Genomic DNA, 25,812 nt, shown 5'->3' on the forward strand with positions numbered 1-25,812 from the left:
TTACGCCACCTTAAGGAGTTCACGATTCATTATCCACGTAGTCGCCGATTGCCACATCGAAAAGAATTGAACGCCAAAACCCTGGATCATCCTGTAGGGCCAACGGATCAATCTCTCCGAGTGACCTCCCCAGTAGATCGGCAAGCTCTTCCAGCGTTTCCGGATCGTCTTCGCCTGCGGATCGAGCTGTTTCAACCTCAAATACGCTCAGACATTCAGACAACTTTTGCGGTGATGAATTCACAAAAAATAGAGACGGATCATCGCTGCCGCGGTAGAGCACCTCTCCGGTTTCGGAGTCAACGCAGTACGCGTCATCACCATCCCCTCCAGATCCCAATTTCAGAAGGTCGCGGCCCTCAACGTTCTCGGCGCCACCACCAGCGGCTTCCGAAGCCGAAAAGAGGACATGCTCGACAGGAAGTCCGATCGAAGAAAGGTACTCGCGCGCAGCGGAGTTCCTCACGCATGCGACATATTCGATTGAATAGTGGTGGTTAGTCATGGGCACCCTCCATTCTCGCAGTTGCGCGGTTGGCCCGTCACCCAGATGGGCGGCGGGCCAACCACAATATTGGAACTACCTTACCAGTTACCCGATAGGGCATCCCTGAACATCGAAGTCACCGCTTTACCCTTGGCGGACCTTGCGGCAGCACCCTCGGCCGAGGTAGTCCAACCCCAAGTCCAAGTCGTTGGTATGCCAGCCTCGGCTAGCCTACTGCGGCACTTATTCGTCCCAGTGCACGGCTGAAATTCCGAATAGGCTTCAGTGATCGAGTCCCCGTACTGTCTGAGCAATTTACGCTCCGCATGGTTGCCCAGACCCTTGGAGGAGACTGCGACCGCAATCTGCGAAACTCCGTCTGCGTCGGTATACCTCACCGCCGCAAAGTTATTAGATTTGTTTCCCGTCTTCAGTCGTTCCTGTATGACGGCCTGACTGAGTTCATTGCCACCGTATTCTACCTGGCCGCCACAATTGTGGACCAGGACCGGAGTGGCCCCCGCCAGCACATAGTACGTGTGGACGTCGTCGATGGTCAGGTCGTGTGTGCGCTGGAGCTTGGTGTAGCGCTTGAGTGCAAGGATCTGCACCTGAACGCCTGCGCTGGTCTGGAGCCAGGCACCCGGATGAAGGTTGCCGGCTTCGACCCATTCCTTCAGTTCCGGGACCCAGAAGGGGTGGGTGTCCGTCGCTACGATGGTGGACGGGCCGTCCTTCGTGGCCACAGTGATGTCGGTGAAGTCTTTGTCGTCTTCGGTTCGGATCGTGTCGAGGACTGTCTTCTCGTAGTTCTCGCCGGTTTCAGGGTCCGTAGCCAGAACGACATCGCCGACCTTGACGTCTTCGATGTTCTTGCTGGTTCCATCCGCCATCAGGGTTTCAGTACCCGGAAGGAAGGAATGACACTTGACCTTGGCGGCAGTTGCCTCACCAGAAGCAGCGCCACCGATCAGGATGCCGAACCCCGCCGCGATCAATTCGCCGTCTTCGTACTCCGGGTCCTCTGTATTAATACCTGCCTTCCCCACCAGCCAGTCATAAGCCTTAACGTTGCCTCCGAAGAGACCAAGCGGAGTGACCGTGTCAAGGGTGGAGACGGAGTTTCGCAGTGCTCCGGCGGCCGTGGTCCAGTTCAGCTTCAGCTGGCGGGGCTTGAGGTAGGTCCATGTGATGCGGTTGAAGTTTTCGAACCTGCGCTTCTTCTCTCGCTTGTCGACGATCCATGAAGACCAGTTCCAGCCGTTGCGACCCGTGTACTGCCACGACTCGTGGTAGTCGACGCTCTCGTTGCTCTTGGAGTCGCTGGGAACGCACCTGCTCGTGTTGCCGCCGCACACCCCGTCAGGCCGAAGACCCGTGGGATCCGAGAAAGTGATCGGGTTGTTGTTGGCGTAGGCGTAGCCGTTGAGAGACTGCGCTTGGTCGAGGCTCAGGATCGGGTCGACGCTGACGAACTGGCCGAGATTACTGTCGTATTCGCGGGCCCCGATGTGGGTGAGGCTGGTGTTGGTGTCCTCCGGCTTGCCCAGGAAGCGCTTGTCGTCCGGCCAGCTCGTGGGGGCCGGGCCGCGTGCGGCCCCGAACGGGGTGGTGTATCGCTTCGACACCGTCTGGGTGTCGTCGGCAGATACCGCAAGCGAGGAGGTGCCGTGGGTGTCGCCGGCCACGAAGGAGAGCTGGGGGGTGCCGGATTCGTTGGTTAGTTCCGCGACCTTGGTGCCGGCGAGCGCGTAGGAGCGGGTTCCCCACTTCTTGGCGTTCTTGAGGTGCACCTCGGTGGCGCCGGTGTACAGGATCGTTTCACCGGCCGCGTCACGGCGGATGAGGAGCTGGCCGTCCGCGTCGTAGATGTAGTCGGTGGAGATCGGCGTGGCTGCAGCGGCTTCGGTGAGCTTGGTGAGCTTGCCCTCCGGTCCCCAGGTCAGGGATTGCGTGGTGGCACTGGCCGGGGTTTCGACGCGCTTGGTGGTGTTTCCACTCGCGTCGTAGGTGTACTGCGGGGTGACCCCGGTGCAGGTGGCTCCGGTGGTGGTGCCCGCCAGGGCGTGCGGGCGGGCCTGGTCGTAGCAGTAGGTCCGGGTCTGCGGGGTGCCGGTGTTGGTCTTCTCCGTGGCCCGCTGGCCGGATGCGGTGTAGGTGTAGCTGTTCCAGTACGGGGCCGCGCCGCCCAGGTTGGCGGTGGTGCGTCCGGCCGTGGAGCAGTCCGCGGTCTTCGGGGTCCAGGCTTCGGTCACACGGCGCTGGCCGTCGTAGGAGAAGCACTGGTTGTCGGCCTGGGTGAAGCCGCTCAGCGGGGCCGCGTCGAAGATCGACAGGACGTTGCCGGCCTGGTCGTACTTGTACGTCAGGTCTTGGAGCATGCCGTTGTGGGTCTGGTCGTTGACCGTGGACCGCAGCAGGCGCCGGGTGCCTTCCTCGTAGGTGTTGCCGATGAACGTCTTGCGGACGCCTGCGGCTCCGGAGCGGGTCAGGGTCAGCTGCTCGACGTCGCCGAGCGGGGAGTAGGACACACCCTCGACGTAGCCAGTCTTGCCCGACAGGGCCTTGGGGAGCCCGAAGTCGGTGTAGTCGACCTGCACGATCTCGGACGGCAGGCCGCCGGCAGCAGGTGCTCCCACCGTGTTCGGGGTCCCGTCGAGCCGGTAGCTCGCCGTCTCATCTGTGGTTGCCGCGATGGCGCCCGAGGTGACGAGGGGGTCGTCGGAGGGGAGGGTGAGTCGGGTGGTGGTGGGGCGACCCAGGGTGTCGTAGGCGGTGACGGACTTCGTGTACGCCTTGCCGGTGAGACCGCCCTCGTAGCGGATGGCGTCGGTCACGGCGCCCTTGCGGACGCTGTCGTACGTCCACGCCGCGAGTTTGTTTGCGTCGGACTTGGGTGACTGCCACAGGCCGGTCTTGCGGCCGAGTTCGTCGTAGCCGTATTCAAGGACCGTGTTGCGTGCGTCCTTGGTGGTCGCGATCTGGTCCAGGACCGTGTAGGTCGTGGTCGTCTTGCCGCTGTCGGGATCCGTGGTGCTGATGGGCCGGCCGAAGAGGTCGTAGCCGTAGCTCCACTTCATCTTGTCGGGGCCGGTGGCCGTGGCCTTCTTGCCGTCCTTCATGTACGTCTGGCTCACGCTGGTGTACGACGTGCCAGGCGCGGTGCCCCCGTACGCGGGATCGTTCGGCGTGGTGCCGCTGTAGGTGCGCGTCTCCGTCGTCCTGCCGAGGGCATCGGCGATCGCGCGGCTCGCCGTGCCGCCCTGGACCGCCGTCGTCGCGACCGAGTCACCGGTGTAGCTGGTGGTGGTCGACTGCTTCTGCACCCCGTAGACGAGGAGCGAAGCGGTGACGGGACGGCCGAGTCCGTCGAAGACCGTCTGGGTCTGGAGGGGAGTGCTGCCGTACTCGGCTCGGGCGTAGGTGCCCTCGGGCGCCTTGTCCTTGTCCCAGATGTCGGTGTACGACTCGTAGGCCAGACCCCGCGAGTCGTAGCGCGTGTCGGTCAGGATCCGGCCGCCGTTCGGCGACGGGGACTGCGTCTGGAGGGGGCGCAGCAGGGCGTCGGCGATCGTGTAGACGGTCCTGTAGGTTCCGTCTGCGGACAGGGTCCCCACCGAGGTCCATGGCTGCTTGCCGCGGGCGAGGAGATAGTCGTACTTGACGTTCGGGGACTGGGACTGGGCCCGGTTGGGGAGCCAGGTCGCCGTGGCGCGGCCGAGGCCGTCGTAGGTGTTGTAGGTCGAGGCCATGTTGGCGTCGATGGAGCGCACGACGGAACCGCGCAGGTCCATGTACGCGTACGACTTGTGCTGCTGGCCGTTGGAGGCGAGCTTCGGTGCGGTCGACACGGTGACCTGCAGAGGGCCCGCTGCGGCCGGCGTGTAGCTGGTCGTCGTGGTGTCGCCGGCCGCGTCGGTCGAGGTCAGCGGCCGGCCGAGCTTGGCCGTCGCCGTGTCGTACGTGATCTTGCCGACGGTCTGCCAGCCTGCGCTGCCCGCCGGGTCCCGGTCCGTTGTGCCGTTGGCCGCCGGGTAGGACTGCGCGCGGCCGGTCCAGGTGGCCAGGCCCAGGGTCGGTGTCTGGTTCGCGGTCCAGGCGGTGGCGTTGTTGTCGTCGTAGACCGTGGCCGTGTCGGCGAGTACGTCGCCGCGGGTCGCCGAGGTGGCGGGCAGGGACAGCTTGTCGTCGGTGACGGAGCAGAGGGCGCCGACGGTGCGGGTGCGCGAGGTCAGGCTGGTGAGGCCTATGCCTTCGTTGCGGGCGTACCAGGTACGTGTGCACGTCTCGTCACCGGTTTTGGCCGTGTCGCCCTCCGACGAGGTCTGCGTCTGCATGCCGTAGTCGTCGTAGGTGCTGTCGGTGCGGGTGGTGCGCCAGGTACCCGGGACGGTGAGGAAGGTGTGGCTGTAGCTGGTCGCCGGGCGGACGTAGTAGGCCTTGGTGTTGGCGTACGACTTCTGCTGGCTGGCGGTCTCCTTGCTCCACGGGTCGGTGACGGAGGCGGAGAGCGCAGTGGCACCGTCATAGGTGATCTGCTGCCGCTGGAAGCCGCTGTACTGGCCGTCGTCGTTGATGGCGGGGATCGTCAGCCCGGCCAGCGGAACCCCCGCGATCGTTGCGGTTCGGGTGGTGCTCGTGCCCTTGCGCTTGTCCCCGTTCATGCCCTGCATGAAGACGCTGACCGTCTTGGAACGGATCTTGCCGCTTGCGCCGGTGTACGAGGTGACCTTGCCGTAGCCCCGCCATTCGGACCAGGTCCGCTGCTTCTCGGGGGTCAGCGGGTCCTCGTTGTAGTGCCAGCCCGGGTTCGCGTACTCGTACGAGTTCTCCACCAGGTCGTTCTGGCCGGCCGGGTCGGCGATGGTGACGGCGGTGACGTTGTACTTGTGGAACCAGTCGAGGGCGGGGTCGCCGCCGTTGATCGGCCAGTACACCGGGTAGCAGGACAGTGCGTTGTCGTCCTCGGCGGCCGGCATCGTGGTGCCTCGCACGCACTGCGGAGCGGAGAGGGTGACTGTGGTGATAGCACCCGTCTCGGAGGTGATGGTGTTGATGCGGGGACGGGTCAGCGGCACGATGTTGTCGCCGTCGGCGTCGACCCGGTTCGGGCGCATGCGGTAGGTGAAGTCGACCGGAGGGACGTCGACCGTGCCCCCGTTGGTGCCGGTGCGCTTGATGGACTTCAGCACCAGGGTCTGGTCGCTCGTGTCACCGAGATCACCCGCGTCCAGGTACTCCTGTGTGAGGTCGAACGTGTCGATGGGAGCGTAATTGTCGGGCTCGAGAGCGGTGGACCACGCGAACGTCTTGATCGCGGTCATGCGCTTGCGGGTGAAGAAGGCAGGCGATGCCGATCGGCAGTCTGCCTCTGTCGCCGAACAGATCCCGTCGAAGGGGACATCGGGCCAGTTGGTCGAGGTCGCCCTGGTCAGGGTGTCGCAGTTCGCCGCGAAGCAGCGTTCCTTGTAGTCGAAGGTGACCTTGTGGGAGGCGTTGGCGGTGAAGAGCGTGTCGGCGCGCTGACCGTAGCGGATCTCGGAGAGGGTCCCGCCGCGCGTGTAGGGAAGGAGCTTGGTCTTGTCCCCGGTCTTGGCGTAGTTGTTCGTCTCGGCCGCGTACCAGTAGCTGACGGCGTTGCCGTGGACGTCCTGGATCAGGTCCAGGTTCCAGCGCCACGCCTGGGTCTCGTACCGGTCGGCGAAGGTGGCGCCCTTGGTGTAGCCGGGCTCGCCGGCGTCGTCCCCGAAGACGGGCGCCGTCCAGGTGGAGTTGGTGCGCTGGGTGTCGGCGCCGGGGAGCTTGTTCAGGCCGAAGGTGTAGGTGGTGCCGTCGCCGGTGACCACCTTCCAGTACTCACCGTTCGCGTCACCGTTGTCAGCGCCGGTGCCCCAGGTGACCTGGGAGGCGTCGTCGTTCTTCAGGCGCCACTTGCCGCTGGTGTCGTCCTTGACGAGTTCGCTGGCCTGCCCGTTGAGGACGAGGGAGGCGTTCTCGTACTTCCAGCAGAGGTCGTACTTCTCCTTCTGCCCGTCGTCCTCACAGGTCCCGTACTTGCGCTCGACGTACGAGGAGGTCAGATCGAAGCCCTCGCCGACCTGCGAGCCCTGGTTGTTCGAGTTGGCGGTCCGGCCGTCGATGCTGCCGGTGTTGTACGAGAAGGAGAGCGAGGGTGCGGGGCCGGCCGCGGGCGGCGGCAAGGGCACCGGGTAGGACCAGGTGAAAGCACCGCTGGAGGAGCCGGATTCCCAGCTGGACGAGGCGGAGAGCGGGGTCGCTTTGAGGTCGCCTCCGCCCTTGGGGGAGCCGGTGTCCGAGGCCATCAGCGCGAAGACGGCCGGGGGCTGGGCTGCCGGCGCCTTGGCCTCCTTGGCTGCTTTGCCCGTGCTCGGCGCACCAGTGGGCAGCGAGGCGATGTCGGCCGTCACGGTGTGGTTCTTGAGACTGTTGGCCGAAGGCAGCGGGGTGGTCTTGCGGCACTCCGCGTTCTCAGGGGTGGTCAGCACACACGAAGGCAGGCTGACCAGGCCAAGGCGGTTCGACCAGCCGCCGCCGACGGCGGAGGCGAAGGAGCCGTAGTCGATGCTGACCTGCGCCGGCCCGCCCGTTTGCGAGGTGGCCGAGAACAGCACGCCGGTGATACCGGCACGCTCCGACGACTTCTGGTCGAGCACCTTTACGGTGGACTTCCCGCCCGATCCGGAATCCGCGGCCACGACCGGCCCGGCGGGAGCGCTCGGGAGCAGAAGACGGCTCTTGGGGCGCGAGGTGGACCGCACGTCGACCAGTGGGCGGTTGCCCGCCCGCGCGCCGGAGGAGTCCTGAACGAGAGTGGCGGCCTTTGGCCAGGCCGCCTTGGCCTCCTTGTGTGCCCGCTCGGCCTGGGCCTTGTTCTCGGCTTGGTTCTTGGCAACCAGTTCGCGGGCGGCCTTGGCGCCCTGGGCGTTGACCGCGTGGACCTTGGCGTCCTTGTGCTTGGCCATCTTCGGGGCGCCGGGTAGGTCGGCGGCGGTAGCCATGGGTGTGAGCGCCCCTGACGCCAAGATGGCGAGCGTCAGGGCGGCTGCCAGCGGCAGCCGGTGGCGGATTCCTCCGCCTGGTGAACGGCCGGACACGGACTGCTCCTCAAGGTGTAGGGGTACGTGAGGGCCGTGGCCGCCCTCAGCGGGGCGGCCACGGCAAAACGGGTGTTCTCTGGCTGTCAGCTGGTGGTGCCGAAGACGGTGTCCGATACCTGCTGCCCGTCCGTCATGGCGCCGGACCACAGGCGCATGCCCTTGATCTCACCGGGAAAGAAGCTGCCCCACGCGCTGTTGGTGAAGCCCTTTCCGACGGCGAGCTCGCCGCTGCCGACGGTGGCCGTGTAAGCCTTGGGCTGGGCCTGACGGGCCTCGCGGATGTAGAGGGTGATCGTGCCGTCCTGGGCGTTGTGGACACCGGTCACCTGCACGCCCGCGTTGAGCGTGGCCAGGCTCTCGCTCTTGACCGAGGTACCGGTGCCGTCGGCTGTGAGACGGCCGAAATTCCAGCTGCCGTCGACGACGGTCTTCTCCTGGCTGGGGTCTTGTTCGGAGGGCTCAGTGTGTGTACCGGCCTTCTCGAACCACAGACCCCAAGATGAACCGGTGGCCGTGCGCTGGCCGATGACCTGCGCCCTGTAGCCGATCGGCTTGTCGATCAGACGGGCGTTGTCGATGTTTACCTCGGCCGTCACGGTGAACGAGCCGGTGTCGTCGACGACCGGACCCGCGGCGGTGGCCGCTTGGCTGGAGCCGTTCAGGATCAGGGCGCCGCCCGTGACGGGCGTACCCGTGGTCACGGTCAGGGCGCGGCCGTTACCGGATGTGTCGGCGTAGGCGGGACCGGCCGTGGTGAGGTTCCAGGCTCCGGCCAGATCGGTGAAGGGCTTGTCGGTTGCCGGGTCGATGAGACTGGAGTCCTGCTTGATCTCTTCGGCGCTCTTCTCGTCCTGCCAGGCCTTGACCTCGTCAATCCGGCCTGGAAGCTGATCTGACCAGGCGGCGGACTGCTTGGCGGCTCCGATGGCCATGACTCCGGTGGAGGCGATGGGGTTGGTGACGGTCATCTGGCCCTGGAGCTGTCCGTTGACGTACAGCTTCGCGAGGTCGGTGGACTCGTTGTACGTGGCGGCGACATGGGTCCACACTCCGGCCTGTGCGGGGTTCAGACCGTTCAGCCGGCTGATCGCACCGTTACCGCCCGCCGTGTCGTTCGTAGCCATCTGCATCGACCACGGCTGGCCGGCGGCGGCAGTGATGGCGACACCGCTGAAGTTCTTGCCGCTCTGGCTCAGCATCGAGAAGGTGCCGTCCGTGCGGTCCAGACGGACCCAGCCGGCCACGGTGAAGGAGCTACGTGTGTCGAAGGCCGGCTTGGCACTGTTCGCGTACTGGCCGTTCGTCAGCTGGAGCGCGCGGTCCTCGTGCGGGGCGGGCGTCTGCACCCAGCCCCGTCGGCCGGCCGCGGGGCGCTGGGCTCCTGCGGCGAGATAGAGGTTGTTCCTGAGCGCCGGGTCGGTGGTCGAGGTGTCGATGGCCTGTCCGGAGGCTTCGTCGAAGGTCCAGTAGCCGATCGGGTTGGGGCCCTCCTTGACCACGAAGTCGACGATCTTCGTCGCGCCCCAGCGGCCCACGGCGTCCTTGGCTTTCACGCTCAGCTTCATTGTCCCGGACAGCGGCGGAGTGATCGAGACGGTCGGGTTCGAGCCGGCGATTTCGGTCCAGGTGGTGTCCGTGGACAGCTTGTACTGGAATGCTGTGACGGTGTCGCCGCTCGCTGGAGCGAAGGTGAACTGACCCGCCTGGCCGGGCTTGCCGGCCGCTGTGCAAGCGGTGCTGGTGCACTGGCTGTACGGAGCTCCGAAGGTGACCGTCGGGGCCTTGGGGGCACTGGAGTCGACCTTGAAGTAGCAGTCCGCACTGGGAGCGCTGGTTCGTTCGTTGCCGTCCGCGTACGACCGGGTCCAGGTCCGGAAGCGGTACTGGGCGCCGTCCGTCAACGTGGCGGGCGGATCACTGGTGACCTTGACGTTGTCTCCCACGAATCCCGGGGATGGCCGACTGATGTAGTCGGCGTCGGCCGCGTTGGCCTTGACCGGGGTCCAGGTGCCGTTGGTCTCCTTCTTCTCGGTTTGCATGAGAATCCGCAGCTGGGCGCCGGGCTCGCCGCCCCACACCGTCTCGGTGATCGCGGTCATCGCCGGCGTCGGGTCGGAGACGATCGATGGCTTGGCTGCGTCGTTCGAGCAGATCTCCCCCGCGCCCGTGACCAGGGCGACGTAGATCGGGGTGTTGGGTTTGCCGATGTAGTCGACGGACAGGACCGCGTCGTTGCGGAAGCGCTTCCATGCGGCCGTGTCCGACTCGTCCTCCGCGCGCAGTTCCAGGTTCAGCCGGTTGTACCGGCCGTTGGCGAAGTCGCGGACGGTGGGGGTGAGGTTCTCGTCCGGCTCGTCAGGAAGGTTGTCCGAGAATTCGACGGGTGCTGCGGGCGAGTTCGGGTCGCACAGTGATCCGCGACCGGCGGAGAGCCAGCGGTCTCCCATAAGGTCTGCGTAGTTGGGTTTGTTGCCCCAGTTCGTCGACGGGCCGATCTCTCCGTCCATGCGGACCAGCCACACGTTGCGCAGGTCGCACTGGAAAGCCCACGGCTCGGTGACTCGGAAGCGGGCGTTCAGGACTTCCTTGCCGACGAGCTTGCTCGGCGAGAACTCGAAGTAGAGGCGCTGCACGTAGCCCGGACCGCAGTAGTAGCCGTTCCAGGATCCGCACTTGCCCATGCCCTTGCCCAGGCCGTCGTCGCCGTTGTCCCAGTTCCAGAGGGACACTCCGTCGTTGCGGAGCGCGGTGTGCTCGGTGCCGTCGTCGAGGGCGACGGAGGGGTCGATGTAGAGCGGGAAGACCGCCGGATCGCTCTGCTTGAGGATGGCCGTGTCCGGTACGACGGCCAGCGAGTCGGCATCGACGTGGACGGCCATCTTCGCGACCTGCGAGCCAAGAGCCGGCCCGTCCGCGGGGTCTCCTGACGGCTCGGCGCCCACGGGCGCCTTCGGCAGGGTGCCGCCTTCGGACTTGGCTGCCGCGACCTTCTCCTTCGGGGACAGCGCGAGTGGGGCGGGCACGCCCTTGGAGTCCCACATCAGGGCCGGGGGCGCTTTGAAGACCCGGTTCCCGTTGGCGTCGGTGGCGGCAAGGCCGCCGTCGTTGCCGGCGTTGAGCTGGACGTCTTTCGACTGGAGGTCGAACTCGACGCGCTGGAGCTTCGGGTTCTTCGCAGCGTCAGGGGCCTTCACCACGAGCACCTCGCGGAAGCCCTTGAGCGTGGCCGTCATCCTCAGATCCACGCCAGGCAGCACCTCCGGGTACACGGCACTGTCCCCGTCCAGAACCGGCTTGGGCAGGGGCCCGCCCTGCCAGCCCCATGACATCGAGCGCCCTCCGCGGTCGATGGTGACCAGACTGCTCTGCCCACCCCCGCCGGAGAAGCTGATGCCGGCGACAGCTGCCTTCGGCCCCACCGATCCATCGGCGCGGAGCTCCAGCGTCGCGTCCGGGGTGACCCAGCCCGACCCGTCCTTTGCCTTGACGCGGACCGGAACGGCTGAGGTATCCAGGCGGAAAGACTTCCCATCCGGGTTCGCGAAGGTGGTCGAAGAATCGGTTCGCTCGCCCACCACCTCAACCGGCTTACCCGACTTCTTCGCCGCAGCGAGCGCCTGCTCGCTCTCCGTCTTGGGTGCAGCATCTGCCGCAGCGGCCGACGGCGCATATGCCGACACGACACCCAAGACCATTGCCATGCCGAGCGAGGTCGCCACGGCATGACGAAGCCCCCGCCCCTTGATCACAAACATAATCCCCCATATTCATTCGACGCGGATAACTCCCCAGTCCCCACGCCAAGCCAAGCCGTCTACTCACCCACGCAATTGGATGCCATTCACATACCAACGGCCATACCAGGCAACAGTCTGCCAAATACATTCAGGGTGAAGACATACTCTTCTAGATGTCACACATGATCAGCTGGGCGCATGACGCCAAGTACAGACCACAACGGTCGACACCCCCAGGCACAACCGCCTCCCGATCGAGGAACGCCCGCCTACCAGTTGTTCACAGGGCGAGATTAGAGCACACGTTCAAGCGAGACGAAGACATTAGTGGCGCATCTCCCACTCAAGGACCCAGTGCGAGCGATATCCATCTCAGAACCCCAAATATGGCGGCATACGATTTTCGTGACATTCTCGCTAGCGGCGACTCTTAGTATCATTCCGGGCATTCCGGCTCCAGAGACCTACCAGCGGTCGGTGCTGCTCCTTCGCATCGGCGTGCGCAGGCTGGTCGGGGGCGGCGCCGGAGGAAGGGTGGAGCGTCCGGACGTCTTCGCACTCCCTAAGCGCGGCTTCGAGGCCGGGGGAAGGGAGCGGGCTCCGTTGTCGGTGGAGGAGGCTCCGGTGGTAGTGGGCGGCATGCTCGGAACCGCTCTGCAGGAAGAAGGCAGGTCAGCCTGGTTCAGGAAATCCACAGGAGCAACGCGTCTCCCTCTCTGGCCGCCACGCGCAGGAACCTCGCGAGGTCCGCCCAGTGCGCTGCGACCCAGTCCGCCTCCTCGCCGCGCTCCCAGATGACCGTCGGGTAGATGTTCGCGACAGCCAGATCTGCCGGGGTGACGCCTTCCGTCAGGGTGTCTGGGGTGTGGTTCTCCAGGGCGTCGGCGGCGGCGCGCACCCGGTCCGCGGTCAGGATCCGGGGCGGACCGTAGCCCCAGTCTTCGCCCTCTGGCCATGGCATGTCCGCCTCTCCGTAGACCACGTCCACCGGGAAGCCACGCCGGTTCAAAAGGAAATCGAGGGCATGCCACGCCTTGTCGGTCTCGTGCACACGCGCGGTGGCGGCCGCGTCATCGCGGTCGTACAGCGCGCGGGCGTGCTCGGCCGCCCAGTGCGGGTTCTGGCAAGCGCGCTCGAATTCGTTCCGGGTGAGGCGGAGGTACCGCCCGATCATGCTCATGACCCACACCCTAGGAACAGACACTGACAGGACAACCGTGGAGAGGGTCAACGGGTCCGGCAAGGCCAGCTGGCAGGGTCGACGCCGCAGGAGGTCGGGCCCCGTACCTCAAAGCCGGGGAGGCTGGCCGGGCGTAAGGTCGGCGAGCTGTCGGACATGTACCGGGCGTGCTTCACCGCCGAGGTCACCCCGGCCCTGCACGCGCTCAAGCGCATGGAGGAGGCCGGGCACATGGTCGGCCCGTTCATCACGAACAACTTCGACGCGCTCGGCGCCCGTGCCGGGTTCGAGGAGCAGTTCATGCGCCGCTACGACCAGCGGATCCCGCCCCTCACCCTCCACCCCGAAGCGAATGCGCTGGTCGTGATCGGGCTCCACGCCGACCGGCGGTGGGTGGCCAAGCGGGCCCGCGCGGCCGGCCTCAAGGTGTTCATCGTCGACCCGGAGGGATTCCCCCGTCCGGACGGAACCTGGTTCGACTACCCGCTGGAGGCCCCGCAGGACGGCGACGTCGTCGTACGGCAGACCGCCGCCAACGCGATCAGCGCTCTGGAGCGGATGCTGAACCCCGCGTGACCAGCGTGTGAAAGAGGGGGTCGGGGAACGGCGCTAGCCTCTGGGCTCGTTCCCCGGCCCCCGCACGGGCCCCTTTCAGGATGAGAGTCAAGGAATGCGCGTTTCAGTAATCGGCTGCGGACACCTCGGCATTCCGCACGCCGCGGCAATGGCAGAGCTGGGCCACGAGGTCGTTGGGGTGGACGTCGACCAGGCCAAGGTCGACCGGCTCAACGCCGGTCAGTGCCCCATCTACGAGACCGGCCTCCCCGAGCTGCTCGCCGCCCACACCGCGAGCGGGCGCCTGCGGTTCAACACCGACATCCGCGAGGCGGCCGACTTCGCCGAGCTGCACTTCATCGGTGTCGGCACGCCGATCGACGCGGACGGCCGCTCCTACGACACCGGGCAGGTCTTCGGAGCGATCCGTCAGCTCGCCCCGCACCTGACCGGTCCGTGCACGATCGTCGGGAAGAGCACGGTCACCGTCGGCACCACCGTCCAGGTCACCGCCCTCGCCCAGCGCCTCGCCCCCGCCGGCACCGCGGTGGAGGTGGTCTGGAACCCGGAGTTCCTCCGTGAGGGACACGCCGTCGAGGACACGCTGCGCCCCGACCGGCTCATCGCCGGCCTCACCACCGTGAAGCGGAGAAGGCGATCCGCGCCGTCTACGCCCCGATCCTGGACGCCGGTGTCCCTCTGTTCGTCACCGACCCGCAGACCGCCGAACTCGCCAAGGGTGCCGCGAACACCTTCCTCGGCCTGAAGATCAGCTACATCAACGCCGTCGCCGACATGTGCGACGCGGCGGGCCGCGATGTCTCCCAGATCGTGGAGATCCTCGGCATCGACCCGCGGATCGGGAGCGGCGGGATGCGGCCGGGCATCGGCTACGGCGGCGGCTGCCTGCCCAAGGACGTCCGCGCGTTCACCGCCTCCGCCCGCCAGCTCGGCGCCGACCGGGCAGCAACCCTCCTGCGCGCCGCCGAGGAGATCAACGAGTCCCGCACCGACGTCGCCATGGACCTCATCCGCGGCGCCCTCGGCGACCGCCCCGTCAGGAACACGAAGATCACCGTGTGGGGGCCGCGTTCAAGCCCGGCACCAACGACGTCCGCGAAAGCCCAGCGCTCGCCCACGCCCACGCCCTCCAGCAGACCGGCGCCACCGTAACCGTTCACGACCCGCAGGCCGTGGCCACCACCATGACCCGCAACCCCGAACTCGACTACACCGACGACCTCGCCGCGTCCGTCGACGGAGCCGACCTCGTCGTTCTTGCCACCGAATGGCCCGAGTACGGCCAGGCAGACTCCCAGGACCTGGCAGGCCGCGCGGCCGTCCCCCTGCTCGTCGACTGCCGCACCACCCTGGACCCCGAGCCCTGGCGCACGGCCGGCTGGACCGTCCACCAGCTCGGACGCCCCCACAAGTAGCGCCGCAGCCCGAGCTACAGCCCTGCACCACCTCACCGTCCCCCTGGATTGCCGGAGGTACCGCACGATGCACAGCAACGACGTTGTCCTCCGCCGCCCAACCCGTACCGACGCCCGCGCCGCGGCCGACGTGTGGCTACGTTCCTTCGCCGCAGCACTGCCGACCGTGCGCTGCGCACACGAAGAAGCCGACGTACGCGACTGGTTCGCCCGCGTGCTCGTGCCGCGGTACGAGACCTGGGTCGCAGTCACCGGCGGCAACGTGGTGGGGCTCATGGTGCTCAACGGACAAGAGCTGAAACAGCTCTACCTCGACCCCACGTGGCGCGGACGGGGTATCGGCGACCGGTTCATGAACCTGGCCAAGGAGCGGCAGCCTGACCGGCTGACGCTGTGGACGTTCCAGGTGAACACTTCGGCGCACCGGTTCTACGAGCGGCACGGCTTCATCGCGGTCGAGCGGACGGACGGGGCGCGCAACGACGAGCGCGAGCCGGATGTCCGCTACATCTGGCAGCCGCCACCGGCACGCTGACGATGAAGGCGGTCACCCGAAGTCCTCGGTGACCGCCTTCATCGCTGTAGGAGCGGTCTACGGTGGCGCGATGACAGTTCTGATCGTCGGCGGCAGCGGTTTCCTCGGGACCGAGCTGGTCCGGCAGGCAAGAGCAGCCGGGCATTCGACCGTCGCGACGTACGCGACGAAGCCCAGCTCCGCCTCCCCCACCGCGTGGCGTCACCTCGACCTGCGGGACGCCGGAAACCTGGACGCCGTCATGTCCGAGGTGCGCCCGCACCTCGTCATCAACGCATCGAGCGGATCGGCCCACTGGCCGACCACGGCAGAGGGCCCCATCCGCCTCGCGATGGCAGCGGCGAAGTACGGAACCCGCATAGTCCACGTCTCCAGCGATGCGATCTTCTCCGGCTCGGACGTCCACTACGACGAATCCAGCCTCCCCGACCCCATCACCCCCTACGGCGCTGCCAAGGCCGCCGCGGAGACCGGCGTCCTCGCCGTGCACCCGAAGGCTGCGGTCGCCCGGACATCACTGATCATCGGCCACGGGCGGTCCGTGCACGAGAAGGTCGTGCACGACCTCGCCGCCGGCACGCGCCACGGCGTCCTGTTCACGGACGACGTCCGCTGCCCCGTCCACGTCAGCGACCTGGCCGCCGCCCTCCTGGAACTGGCCGCCGCCAACGCGACCGGCATCCACCACCTCGCCGGACCCGACGCCGTCAGCCGCCACGAACTCGGCATCCTCATCGCCGAGCGGGACGGACTCGACCCCACACAGCTCCCCACCGGCCTGCGGGCCGACAGCGCGCTCCCCGGCGCCCTCGACGTACGCCTCGACAGCCGGGCCACCCAGCGAGGTCTGCGCACCACGCTGCGCGGGGCGCGGCAGTTCCTGCGGCCTGGGAGCGCCCTCTGACCTGACGGGTCCGTCGGCCCTCGGGGTTGGTTCGGGCTGCGGCGAGCAGCCTCTGTGCCGTACGCGAGCCGACCTGGTAACGCTCGGCGATCTCGGAGGCGGTCACCTGCCCCAGGAGGAGCAGGGCCGCGATCTCCGTGATGTGGGGATCGGGCCGGTGGCGTGAGTTCGGAGTGCCGCTGGTCTCGGAGAAGAGCCCACAGGACGTCAACTCGTCGCCGGGCCAGCGCCAGGACTGCTTGCGAGTGCCTCTTCCCCTCGGCCCGTTTGCGGTCGTAGTACCGGCGTGATTCCGAGCAGCAGGTGACGCTGCTCATGGCTCCAATGAACAGGGCCCGTTGCAGACGTCGGCGATATCGCTTCGGCCGGTGTCGGATACCGCTGACCTTGCCTGTGTCCCTGGGAGCCGGTGCCAGGCTGGCGTACGTCGCCAGGCGATCAGGGCTGCCGAAGAGATCCATGTCGCCGCCGATGGCGGCCAGGATCTCGGCTCCGAGCAGGTTACCGATCCTGGGCATGCTGGCAACGATGGCGGCCTGACTGTGGGCGCGAGAGGAGACCTCGATCTGCCGGTCGATCTCGCTGATCTTCTCATCCGGTACTACAAGAGGAGGTCCCGATGTCGGGCACGGAGAAGACCAAGGCCACCGCCGAACAGGCCAAGGGCAACGCCCGACAGGCCAAGGAAGACATCAAGGACACCTTCCGCCACTGACCCGGGCGCCCGGACACGCAGGCCCCTGCTCGGGCCCCGACCCTCCCCCCGGGTCGGGGCCCGACCCCATGCCGGGCGCCACATGCCCGGGCGCGACCGCCGCTCCTTCGGGCTCGGGCCACCGGTCCGAGGCTGCTTCGGCTGCCGTGCCAGCGCAGGCCGGTCAGGTGCGTGACGCACGGCCCCTGCGGCGTTGTCCCCTGCATGGAATGGGGACTGGATCTACTGGGCACACGCCTGGACGGCGTCACCGAGCCACCCCGAAGCTCATCAGCAAAGACGCACACGGGCGTTGATGGCGCTGGCCACTCTGCTCGATGACGCGGACCAGAGCGAGGCCATTCGCCGGGCCGCGGGCGAGATGCGGTTTCGGATCGGCTCCCGCCTCGCCTGACCCAGCCCTGCAACAGCCGGCCAGGCGCGTACGGCTACGAGCCCGGCGCGTGGACGAGGCTGGCCAGAACGCCTCCTGACCGCACCGGACCGCCAGTACCCCACTGAACCCAAACCTCGAACATCATGGCTTCGTTCACTTCCAGGAACAGCGGTTGTCGATGAGCTTCGCCAGCGGCCCGCGATCTTCTCGCCCCCCGCGTCGATGCCCCGGCTGGCGGCGGGAACGCTAGTCGAGGTCTTGACGCTCTGGGCGTCGATCACACACGCTGAGGGCTCCGCAGCCCCTCCTTCCTTCTCACGGAGAAGTTACGAAGGACTCCTCGAGCAGGTCCCCGACAAGCAGTTCGGTGGGCGGCACCTCCAGCGGGATCAGCCCCGGCGGGATCCGCACCCCGCCTTCCAGCAGTTCCGCGTTCGAGTGGTCGGACCCTCGCAGTGACGCCCCCTGGTCGCGGCACATCGGGCGGTGTGCCGGAGGACGCTCGGCAACAAACACTGGGCCCCAGAACAGCAGGCCGCATACAGGCCTCAGCCGCGCCGGTGATGTTCTGTCGGGGCCGGCAACGAGTGGCGCCTCTTCAGGAAACGCGCACACGGTGGCGGCCTTGCCGCCCACCAGGTTCTGAGCGGCGGCCGAAGGCGGGAGTCCGCCTCCAGCCTGTGCTGACCCACATGCAGTTCGCCGTCAGTGGTGCGGCGAGCGCATCACCTGCCGCATGCGGTCACCGCCGGCCCGGGTCCGGGGGCGGGGGTGTGCGGCGCGGCTCCGGACGCCCGTGAGCGCGGCGGCGAGGCGGGCCATCAGGAAGCTCACGAGGCCTGCTCCTTCTGCGCCGCGGACTTCACCAGGGCACGGAAGCGGTCCCACTGCACCGTCGGCCGAGACAGCCCCCGCCGCTCCAGATAGCGGTCGGTAGAGCGCTTCGTGTGCCGCAGGACGCGGAACGCGTCGGTCGGCCGTCCCGAGCCCATCGGTTCGACCACGACCGACGGGACCAGCAACCAGCCCTCGTCGGTCCGCCTCAGGTCCCCGCGGACGGATGCGTTGTACATGTGGTTCAGCCGTTCGTCGTGCCGGTGCACCAGCAGCGAGGCCGGCCCGCGTTCGACCGCGCAGTCGGACGGCACGTCCACCAAGTAGCCCGCCGGGGTGGGCCGCGGCCGGGTCCGGGCGAGCAGCGGCGCCCCGGTGGCGTCCAGGGCAGCCAGTACGGCCGTGGGGAAGCGACTCAGCTGCGCGGCGCCGGACAGCGCCTCGGTACCGGTGACCGCTGCCGGTGCGCCCGGTTCCGACAGCCCTGCCAGGGGCGGCCGTACGGTCAACTGCTCGGGCTCGACGGTGATGAGGAGCCGTAGGTAGTACCACTGCATCAGTGGCCTCATGGGCGGCGAGAGGTACGAACGGCTGTGCGGCTGCCGCTCGAAAAGCATCCGCCAGTAATCCTCCGCCCCTTCCGGGCCGGTCGCGATCTCGTTCGGGCACTGGGCCCGGCCTCGCACGAAGACCTGCGGGGCGGGATCGAGGCCGCTGCCCGTCGGGTCCGAGAAGAGCAGGGCGACCCTGCCGTCCCGGCGCACGTTCAGCGCCTTCTGCGCGAAGGCCAGGGAGGTGGTCAACAGGAGGGTCCCTTCCGGGCGCCGGGCCACCGCCGTGGGCCAGGCAAGCGGAGTTCCGCTCCTGGCGAGGGTGGCGAACTCGCAGGTCCGGTAAGCATCCAGGGCCGTAGGGGCGGAGTCGAGTACGGTCATCGCCCCGCGCCACCGTCGAGCTCGGAGAGCGGCGCCCTCAGGGCCCGGCAGGACGCCGCGTACTGCCTGCGTCCGACCGCCTTCCACAGCAGGCGCCCGATGAACGGGGCCCTGCCGAGGAAGTAGGCCTGTTCCTGCGGGGTGGCATCCTCGAGCAGGGCACCGAGCGCAATCATGAGCTTCTCTTTGGGTATGCCCTCCATGCCGCGGCGTCCGACCGCGTCCCACTCGGCGACGGTCAGGTGTTGGCCCACCAGGGGCAGGACCAGCCGCTCCTCGTCGTCGAGGTGCTCGAGCAGCGCCGTACGGTGCTCGTCCAATGCCAGCGCGAGCTGCTGCCCCGCCGTACGGTCGGCGGTCCGCTGCCAGTGCAGCGCGCGGTCGGCGACCATCGCTGAGCAGGTGTCGATCCCGGTGTGCTGCTCCTCCATCCGCGCGACCAGTTCCTCATCCGCGGCGCGTTCGCGCAGCAGCGGCCAGATCGTCTCGTCCTCGACGGTGTGGTGGTGGCGCAGCCCCTCCATGTATTCGGCCAGATGCGCACCGACTTGGGCTGCGCGGGCGGTCGCACCGTCAGGGACGGCCCGGACCAGCCGCGGCAGCAGCGCCGACTCACGGCGGAAGACACGGTGGACCACGACCATCTCGTGGGTGTGGGGTCGTTGGGAGGTGGTGCTGGGGGACACGCTCGCTCACTCCATGGATCGCATACGGGGCAATGGACGTACCGAAACTGCCCGTCGCCACTTGGTGTTGGCTTGGCGAACCCATGGGACGTCTCTTACGGACCTTGCCGGAACCACCTCCGACCTGGGTGTTCAGCCTTCGTTGACGACTCGTTCTCGCCACCTCCGGTAGATTCCCGGACGTGTTGCGCATACGAGTGCTGGGCTCATTGGAGGCCGAGTCGAAAGGAACGCCGGTCCCCCTCGGAGCACCGCGGCAGAGGGCCGTGCTCGCCTGCCTCCTCGCGGCCCGCGGGGCGGTGGTGTCCGTCGACCGCCTCGTCGAGGACTTGTGGCGCGGCACCCCACCGGCCAAGGCCACCGTGTCACTGCACGCCTACGTGTCCAACCTGCGCCGCGTGCTCGAACCCGATCGGCCGCCGCGCACGCCCGCTGCGGTCCTGGTCACCTCCGCTCCGGGGTACGCCCTGCTCCTCCCCCAGGAGGCGGTGGACGCCTGGCGGTTCGAGGACCGGCTGGACCGGGCGCAGCGCGCCCCGGCCGCACAGGCGCGCCAACTGCTGGCCGAAGCGCTGGCCTGGTGGCGGGGCCCCGCCTTCCAGGAGTTCTCCGACGAGACGTGGGCCCGGCCCGAAGCGGCCCGGCTGGCCGCGCTGCGGGCGGACGCCCGCGAGCTGGCACTCGCCGCGGACCTGCGCACCGGACACACCCTCAGGGCGGCGTCGGCCGCCGAAGCCCTGGTGGGCGAGCACCCGCTGCGGGAGGAGGGCTGGCGGCTGCTCACGCTCGCCCACTGGGCGTGCGGGCGGCGCGCCGACGCCCTGGCCGCGCTACGCCGAGCCCGGGCGGTGCTGCGCGAGGAGCTGGGCTGCGATCCCTCCCGCGCCCTGGTCGAGCTCGAGCACGCCCTCCTCGACCAGCACCTGGACGTGCTGCACGCGCACGTGCCGGAGCCGCGTACGGAGATCGCCAGGCCCAGCCACGGCAGCGCCCAGAACTCCGGCTCCGGCGCCCTGCCCGCCGGCCGACAGCCCCTCTTCCTCGGCCGGAAGAAGGAACTCGGCGCCGCCGACACCGCGGCACGAGAAGCCCGTACCACCGGCGGACTGCTGCTTGTGACCGGCGAAGCGGGGGCCGGCAAGTCCGCCTTCCTCGACCGCTTCGCGCACCGGCTGCGGCGCGAGGGCTGGACCGTGGTGATCGGCCGCTGCCCCGGGCACGAGGGAGCTCCGCCTGCCTGGGCGTGGGTGGAGGCACTCGGTGCGCTCGCCCGGGAGGTGCCCCCCGCGCACACGGCGGACCTGGCTGTTCTCCTGCACGAGCCGGAAGGGGCGGCTGCCGCCACGCGCGACGAGGCGGCAGCCGACCGCTTCCGTACGCACCGCGCCTTCACGGCGTGGCTCACCACCGCCTCCGCCGGGCGCCCCCTCGCGGTGCTCCTGGACGACCTGCACCGCGCCGACGGGGAAACGCTGGCCCTGCTCGAAGCAGCGGCCGCCGTCACCGGCGTCCCGTTGCTCACCATCGCCTGCTACCGGCCCGCCGAGGTCACGGACCGGCTGGGCAAGACTCTCGCGCAGCTCGCCCCGCGCCTCCCGCACCGGATCGCGCTCGGCGGACTCTCGGCGCGCGACGTCGCGACCGTCGTCGACGCCGTCTGCCGCAAGCCGGTCGACAGGGCCACCGTGGCCACGATCACGGCACGGACCGGCGGCAATCCGTTCTACGTCTGGGAGAGCGCGCGCCTGCTCGACAGCGAAGGGGCGCTGGTGGCCCTCTCCGAGGTCCCCCAAGGCGTCCGGGACGTCCTGCGCAGGCGCCTGGCCCTGCTGCCCGACGCCGCGCTGGCGGCCGTGCGGCTCGCCGCCGCCGTAGGGGTGGAAGCGGACGTCGCACTGCTGGTCGAGGCGTCCGACACGGACGAGGAGACCGTACTCGAAGGACTCGACGCCGCTCTCGCCGCGGACCTGCTGACCGAGGCGGGACCCGGCCGGGTCGGCTTCGTGCACGCGTTGGTCCGCGACACCGTCTACACCGACCTCTCCGGCGTACGGCGATCCCGCCTGCACGACCGCATTGCCCGGACGCTGCACCGGCAGCGGCCCGACGACCTGGCCGCGCTCGCCCACCACTTCGCCAGATCCGGCAGCGCCGTGAACGCGCCGCTGGCCGTCGAGTACGCCCTGGGCGCTGCCGGGCTGGCGGAGCAGCGGTACGCGCACGACGTCGCGGTCGGGCTGATCGCGCAGGCGCTGGACGTGCACAGCGCGGCCACAGCCGACCCGTACGCTGACCCGGACGCCACCCTCGCCCTCCTGATGCGCCTGCTCGGGGCCCAGCTCCGCGCCGGCGCCACGGCCGCGGCCCGCCGCACCCGGCAGCAGGCCGTGGACCTCGCGGTACGGGCCCATCGCGACGACCTGGTGGCGGCGGTGTACGGGGCCTGGACCGAGCCCTCACCCTGGCGCAGCCGACTGGAGGGGTTCTTCGACCGGACCGCGCTTGCCCGTCTCGAACGGCTCGCCCGCGACCGCTCGCTGGACGGGGCGACACGGGCCCGCGTGCTGCAGGTCCTCGCCGACGCCGTGGCCGGCGAGGACGCCGCGCGTGCCCGCGACGCGGCCGACGCACAACTGGCCCTGGCTCGCTCCGTCGGTGGACCGCGGCTGCTCGCCTCGGCCGTGATGACGTCGGCGAAGCTGCTGCCGTACGAGCTGCAGGGCGCCACCCGGCCCCCGCTCGTCGCCGAACTGCGCGCGCTGGCCGCGGAGCACGACCTGCCCGCTCACCGCTGGGTGTGCGAGCACCTCGACGCTGTGGCGGCAGCCGTCCGCAACGAGCCCGCAGCAGTCCACCGACACACGACTGACGGCCTGGACCTCGCGCACCGCTACGGGATGCTCTGGGCGCTCGGCATCAACGTCACGACCCGGGCCATGCTCGCCGCCATCGCGGGTCGGTTCACGGAGGCCGAGGAGCGGTACGCCCAGGCGGACGAGCTTTTCCAGCGGGTCGGGGCACACCACGCGACCGGCCCACGCACGCTCGGCCTGTGGACCATTCGCTTCACTCAGGGGCGGACCGCCGACATCGCGCACAGCGTCCGCGAGGTGCACGAGGCCGTAGGCGCCCCCGTCGCCGTCGCGCACGCTCTCGTACTGGCCCGCCAGGGCCGGCTGGACGAGGCACGCGACGTGCTCTTTCCCCAACACCCGGTGACGGACCACCTCTACGGCGTGGAGCTCGACTACCGTAGCGAACTCGCCGTCCTGCACGCCGACACCGACTCCGCGGCCCTGTTGATCGAGCATCTGCGGCCGGTCCGGGACCAGTTCGCCGGCGCGGCGAACGCTGCCTACGCCACCCGCCCACTCGCCCACCCCTTGGCTGACCTTTACCGCCTCCTAGGCGAAGGCCGGGCCGCGGCCGACGCCTACGCGCTGGCCGAACGTGTCGCCCTGGCCTGGAACGCGCCCCACCACGCCGCCGCCGCACGCCGCGCCGCGGCGGACATGGCCGCAGACCGCGATCGGCGCCGGACCTTCGCCCTGTGAAGCTGCGCAACGGGGCTCACGCCCTCGACGCTCACACCGTCGCCAAACGCAGCCGTCCACCGAGTGCACTGCGCCCGGCGGCAATTCGACGCGGACCGCCCGCACCCCGATCGGGAATCCGGCAGGAGCGGGACGAGTTGATTCCTCCACCTCGTGAGGGCGGGCCCGGCAGCGCAGCGCCCCGTCCGAAGGGCAGATGTGTTGTCCGCCCGTGCCCGAACCGACTGGGCGGCTGTTTGGTCCTCGGCGCGCGGTGTCGATCCGCTGACCGGCCGTACCTGCGGGGATCCCGGTGCAAACGACGACGACGTGGCGGGGGCCGGCATCGGTAGCCGACGCTGCAGAACCCGCCCCAGGACCCTGGTCGGGCAGCGGCTAGCCGGTGATCACGCCGGGCGGGGGCGGAGGAAGCGGCGGCGTGTTCGGGAAGGGCGGGGTTCCACTACCCCGCGAGCCCGCCCCTTGCCCGCCCGAGCTGCTTCCGTAGAACGCGTCCGCGATCGCGGTCAGCGCGGGGGCAACACCTGGAGGCATCTCGTTGACAGTGCCCGTCGCAGGAAACCCGAATGAGATCATCAACTGCTTCAGGGCCACCACCATGGATGGAGGAAGACTGTTCAGCGCGGCGGCGATCTGTTCGCCCGCGGAAATGCTCGCCGAGGACCCGTTACCCGGCCGTACGTCGTCTGTCATCGTGCTTGCCCTCCAAGGGGGTAGGCAACTCGCTGCGTCTCTTCTGCTCACCGGCAGGATGGCCATGCGCAAACACAGCCGGATTTCCCTGAAGGACCTACACGCCGACCCGAACGGACGCCAGATCACCGACCCTGGCCGTCCCCGGCGGTGTCGGGCATCCGGGGGGGGACGGGCACGGCCGGGCCCCGGCCCAGCGCGCACCGGCCCGGCCCGGCCTCGCCGCGCACGCACGAGCGGGGCGGCCGCGCAGTCCTCGATCGCGAGCGGCAGGTCGATCAGGGTCAGGACGATCCGGGCACGGCCCTCCGGCCCGGTCAGACCGAGGCCCGCGCCGACCATGCCGAGGCGGGCGAACACCCGTTCGTTGCCCCGATCCGCGCGTTCCCGGTGCTCCTGGGACCATCCGGCCCGGCAGAACTCCTCGGCGCCGTTAAGGAGCAGCGCCGCCTCCCTCGGGTGGGCCCGGCTCCAAGCGAGAACATGTCGGGATCCGGCGCGGGCGCCCGCGCGCGTGGTCCGGGACGCCGTCGAGGGCGGTGAGACAGCCCTCCGTGAGGCCCTCAAACGGCCGGCGCGAGCGTTCAACCACTCTGGCGCCGTCCGGTTACGGCTGTGCGTCGGGTGGCTGGGACTTCCGGGGGATGCATCAGGCCCGGGCCCGGTGGCCAGCCGGATATGCAAGCGGCCTCCCGCCTCGTAGCGCATCGCGCACACCGGCAGTACCGCCTTCGCCCTTCGTACCGCCGCCTTTGACGGGCGGCAGCCGGCTTATGACCGCGCCGCTGCTGATCCCGGCAGTCTCTGACGGACGGACCTGGCCAGCGTCCGGGACGGTGACCGGTGGAATCCGTTGCCGTTGACCACTACATGATCAAGAAGACTGCACAGACGGCACTCGTCATGGGCGCCGTCCTGCTCTCCGGCGGCCTGGCCCACGCCGATGGCGACGCCTTCGACGAAGCCGGCATCCGGGAGCGGGTCGGCACTCTCACGGCGGACATCGAGCAGCAAAACCCTCACGGTGGACGAATGCCGGCGGTCACCGACACGCCAGGGGCACCCCGGCCGGGACACGACATCCCCGTGGAGGTCGACTTCACCGCGAACGAAGACAGCAAGACGGCCCCATGGATGTGACGGCGGACCACGTCTGAACTGGCATCCGCACGGCGCGAGAGGCGGTCGACCTGCCCGGTCTTCTACGCAAGACCGCGGCCGAGCATCCGCGCGAGGTGGTGCGCACGCTGGTCGGCGCGGTAACCGGCGCGTACGACGGCCGGCCGCCGAGCGACGACGCCACCGCCCTGCGCCTGGACTGGCGCGGACCCCATGACGGCAGTCGCAACGTGAATACCGGATCCCTGATCGGCTACGGGACGGGGTGAGGGAACCGCCGGAGCGCCGCAGGGGCCGCCTCGAACAGCCGGGCAGACGCTCGGTCGAGGTGTTGGCGTGCTGTGGTTACCCCCGGGCGCGAGCCGACCGAATGCGGGCACCTGGGGACCCGGCCTCGACGGGGCCGATGGGCCGGGGGGCACTGTTGCACATTGTGCACCTGGGCCACAGGGGCATGCCCTCCGCAGAGTTCCGCCCCCCACGCGCGCAGACCTGCGACGGATCCGCCGAGTCGCCTGAATGTGCGGCCGAGCGGGCGACAGCTGTACCGGGTGGCGTAGCCGCCTGCTACCCAGGCCGACGCAGCGGGCAGTGATGGCGAAGCCATTCCACCCGCAGGTGAGGAGCTGACCGTCCATGTTGGAGCGCACTCGGAGCAAGAAGCGGACCGAGATCACGTTCGTGTTGCCCGCCGGCCATCCGGCCGGTGAGGTCAGCGTGGTCGGCGACTTCAACGACTGGCGGCCCGGCGCCCATCCCATGGTCGAGCGCCGCGACGGAAGCCGCGCGGTCACGGTCACCTTCCCGGTGGACCAGCACCACGGATTCCGCTACCTCGCCGACGGCGGCCACTGGCTCGACGAAGAAGGGGCGGACGGCCACGACGGCCGTAACTGCCTCCTGCACACCTGACCCTCCACACGACCACGGACTCTGCCCCAGAAGGAG

16 protein-coding genes and 4 pseudogenes are annotated in these 25,812 nt (G+C 68.8%); 9 read left to right on the top strand and 11 right to left on the bottom strand.

Going from position 1 to position 25,812, the window contains the following annotated elements; translation table 11 throughout:
* Positions 1-19: 19 nt before the first annotated feature.
* From ACFY1T_RS15870 to ACFY1T_RS15880, 3 genes are all read right to left on the bottom strand, one after another.
* Entirely contained in the window at positions 20-505 is a 486-nt protein-coding gene (locus ACFY1T_RS15870) for an SUKH-4 family immunity protein (protein WP_390788638.1), read from the bottom strand.
* 80 nt (positions 506-585) lie between these two features.
* Positions 586-7,506 (bottom strand): nucleic acid/nucleotide deaminase domain-containing protein, encoded by a 6,921-nt coding sequence (locus ACFY1T_RS15875; RefSeq protein WP_390788639.1) that lies wholly within the window; start codon positions 7,504-7,506, stop codon positions 586-588.
* Between the two features lie 182 nt (positions 7,507-7,688).
* On the bottom strand, positions 7,689-10,838 hold the full coding sequence (locus ACFY1T_RS15880; RefSeq protein ID WP_390788640.1) for a LamG-like jellyroll fold domain-containing protein: 3,150 nt from the start codon (positions 10,836-10,838) through the stop codon (positions 7,689-7,691).
* A gap of 223 nt (positions 10,839-11,061) precedes the next feature.
* Here ACFY1T_RS15880 and ACFY1T_RS15885 point away from each other — a divergent pair, with 223 nt between their 5' ends.
* A complete protein-coding gene (locus ACFY1T_RS15885; protein WP_390788641.1) occupies positions 11,062-11,331 on the top strand; it encodes a hypothetical protein in 270 nt (89 codons plus the stop codon).
* 693 nt (positions 11,332-12,024) lie between these two features.
* On the opposite strand, the gene ACFY1T_RS15890 is transcribed toward ACFY1T_RS15885, so the two are convergent.
* Positions 12,025-12,522 carry a YfbM family protein gene (locus tag ACFY1T_RS15890; protein WP_390788642.1) on the bottom strand — a complete coding sequence of 166 codons (498 nt, stop codon included), beginning with the start codon at positions 12,520-12,522 and terminating at the stop codon, positions 12,025-12,027.
* 156 nt (positions 12,523-12,678) lie between these two features.
* Here ACFY1T_RS15890 and ACFY1T_RS15895 point away from each other — a divergent pair, with 156 nt between their 5' ends.
* The 4 genes and pseudogenes from ACFY1T_RS15895 (at position 12,679) to ACFY1T_RS15910 (ending at position 15,952) form a co-directional block, all read left to right on the top strand.
* Entirely contained in the window at positions 12,679-13,098 is a 420-nt protein-coding gene (locus tag ACFY1T_RS15895; protein ID WP_390788643.1) for a hypothetical protein, read from the top strand.
* A 94-nt stretch (positions 13,099-13,192) separates the two neighbouring features.
* Positions 13,193-14,513 (top strand): annotated as a pseudogene (locus ACFY1T_RS15900) (UDP-glucose dehydrogenase family protein).
* Positions 14,514-14,580: 67 nt separating this feature from the next.
* Positions 14,581-15,048: a GNAT family N-acetyltransferase gene (locus ACFY1T_RS15905; RefSeq protein ID WP_390788644.1), complete on the top strand. Its 468-nt coding sequence runs from the start codon at positions 14,581-14,583 to the stop codon at positions 15,046-15,048.
* A gap of 70 nt (positions 15,049-15,118) precedes the next feature.
* Complete coding sequence (locus tag ACFY1T_RS15910) at positions 15,119-15,952, top strand: SDR family oxidoreductase (RefSeq protein WP_390788645.1); 834 nt, start codon at positions 15,119-15,121, stop codon at positions 15,950-15,952.
* A gap of 287 nt (positions 15,953-16,239) precedes the next feature.
* Here ACFY1T_RS15910 and ACFY1T_RS15915 read toward each other — a convergent pair.
* The 6 genes and pseudogenes from ACFY1T_RS15915 to ACFY1T_RS15940 form a co-directional block, all read right to left on the bottom strand.
* Positions 16,240-16,539: pseudogene (locus ACFY1T_RS15915) on the bottom strand (transposase); the annotation flags it as partial.
* Between the two features lie 686 nt (positions 16,540-17,225).
* A pseudogene (locus tag ACFY1T_RS15920) lies at positions 17,226-17,369 on the bottom strand (IS5/IS1182 family transposase); the annotation flags it as partial.
* On the bottom strand, positions 17,359-17,523 hold the full coding sequence (locus ACFY1T_RS15925; protein ID WP_390788646.1) for a hypothetical protein: 165 nt from the start codon (positions 17,521-17,523) through the stop codon (positions 17,359-17,361). The pseudogene ACFY1T_RS15920 and the gene ACFY1T_RS15925, both read right to left, overlap by 11 nt.
* A 225-nt stretch (positions 17,524-17,748) precedes the next feature.
* Complete coding sequence (locus ACFY1T_RS15930) at positions 17,749-17,877, bottom strand: hypothetical protein (protein WP_267501564.1); 129 nt, start codon at positions 17,875-17,877, stop codon at positions 17,749-17,751.
* Positions 17,874-18,812, bottom strand: coding sequence for a pyridoxamine 5'-phosphate oxidase family protein (locus ACFY1T_RS15935; RefSeq protein WP_390788647.1), 939 nt, complete (start codon positions 18,810-18,812; stop codon positions 17,874-17,876). Before ACFY1T_RS15935 ends, ACFY1T_RS15930 begins: the two co-directional genes overlap by 4 nt.
* Positions 18,809-19,498 carry a hemerythrin domain-containing protein gene (locus ACFY1T_RS15940; protein WP_390788648.1) on the bottom strand — a complete coding sequence of 230 codons (690 nt, stop codon included), beginning with the start codon at positions 19,496-19,498 and terminating at the stop codon, positions 18,809-18,811. Before ACFY1T_RS15940 ends, ACFY1T_RS15935 begins: the two co-directional genes overlap by 4 nt.
* 182 nt (positions 19,499-19,680) lie before the next feature.
* Between ACFY1T_RS15940 and ACFY1T_RS15945 the strand changes: the two genes are divergently transcribed.
* Entirely contained in the window at positions 19,681-23,052 is a 3,372-nt protein-coding gene (locus tag ACFY1T_RS15945) for a BTAD domain-containing putative transcriptional regulator (protein WP_390788649.1), read from the top strand.
* Positions 23,053-23,427: 375 nt separating this feature from the next.
* Here the strand turns inward: ACFY1T_RS15945 and ACFY1T_RS15950 are convergent, their stop codons facing one another.
* Positions 23,428-23,745: a hypothetical protein gene (locus ACFY1T_RS15950; RefSeq protein WP_229344434.1), complete on the bottom strand. Its 318-nt coding sequence runs from the start codon at positions 23,743-23,745 to the stop codon at positions 23,428-23,430.
* An 843-nt stretch (positions 23,746-24,588) separates the two neighbouring features.
* Here ACFY1T_RS15950 and ACFY1T_RS15955 point away from each other — a divergent pair.
* The 3 genes and pseudogenes from ACFY1T_RS15955 to ACFY1T_RS15965 all read left to right on the top strand — a co-directional run bounded on the left by ACFY1T_RS15955 (position 24,589) and on the right by ACFY1T_RS15965 (position 25,776).
* A complete protein-coding gene (locus ACFY1T_RS15955) occupies positions 24,589-24,885 on the top strand; it encodes a hypothetical protein (RefSeq protein WP_390788650.1) in 297 nt (98 codons plus the stop codon).
* Positions 24,886-24,923: 38 nt separating this feature from the next.
* A pseudogene (locus tag ACFY1T_RS15960) lies at positions 24,924-25,133 on the top strand (hypothetical protein); the annotation flags it as partial.
* Positions 25,134-25,500: 367 nt separating this feature from the next.
* Complete coding sequence (locus ACFY1T_RS15965; protein WP_390788651.1) at positions 25,501-25,776, top strand: isoamylase early set domain-containing protein; 276 nt, start codon at positions 25,501-25,503, stop codon at positions 25,774-25,776.
* Positions 25,777-25,812 lie beyond the last annotated feature (36 nt).

The organism is Streptomyces sp. NPDC001194, assembly GCF_042896985.1.
GTDB lineage: Bacteria > Actinomycetota > Actinomycetes > Streptomycetales > Streptomycetaceae > Streptomyces.

Coding starts and splice junctions, on each gene's coding strand:
- ACFY1T_RS15870 (WP_390788638.1), bottom strand. CDS start 505: ATGACTAACCACCACTATTCAATCGAATATGTCGCATGCGTGAGGAAC.
- ACFY1T_RS15875 (WP_390788639.1), bottom strand. CDS start 7,506: ATGGCTACCGCCGCCGACCTACCCGGCGCCCCGAAGATGGCCAAGCAC.
- ACFY1T_RS15880 (WP_390788640.1), bottom strand. CDS start 10,838: ATGACGGCCACGCTCAAGGGCTTCCGCGAGGTGCTCGTGGTGAAGGCC.
- ACFY1T_RS15890 (WP_390788642.1), bottom strand. CDS start 12,522: ATGAGCATGATCGGGCGGTACCTCCGCCTCACCCGGAACGAATTCGAG.
- ACFY1T_RS15895 (WP_390788643.1), top strand. CDS start 12,679: ATGTACCGGGCGTGCTTCACCGCCGAGGTCACCCCGGCCCTGCACGCG.
- ACFY1T_RS15905 (WP_390788644.1), top strand. CDS start 14,581: ATGCACAGCAACGACGTTGTCCTCCGCCGCCCAACCCGTACCGACGCC.
- ACFY1T_RS15910 (WP_390788645.1), top strand. CDS start 15,119: ATGACAGTTCTGATCGTCGGCGGCAGCGGTTTCCTCGGGACCGAGCTG.
- ACFY1T_RS15925 (WP_390788646.1), bottom strand. CDS start 17,523: ATGTGCCGCGACCAGGGGGCGTCACTGCGAGGGTCCGACCACTCGAAC.
- ACFY1T_RS15935 (WP_390788647.1), bottom strand. CDS start 18,812: ATGACCGTACTCGACTCCGCCCCTACGGCCCTGGATGCTTACCGGACC.
- ACFY1T_RS15950 (WP_229344434.1), bottom strand. CDS start 23,745: ATGACAGACGACGTACGGCCGGGTAACGGGTCCTCGGCGAGCATTTCC.
- ACFY1T_RS15965 (WP_390788651.1), top strand. CDS start 25,501: ATGTTGGAGCGCACTCGGAGCAAGAAGCGGACCGAGATCACGTTCGTG.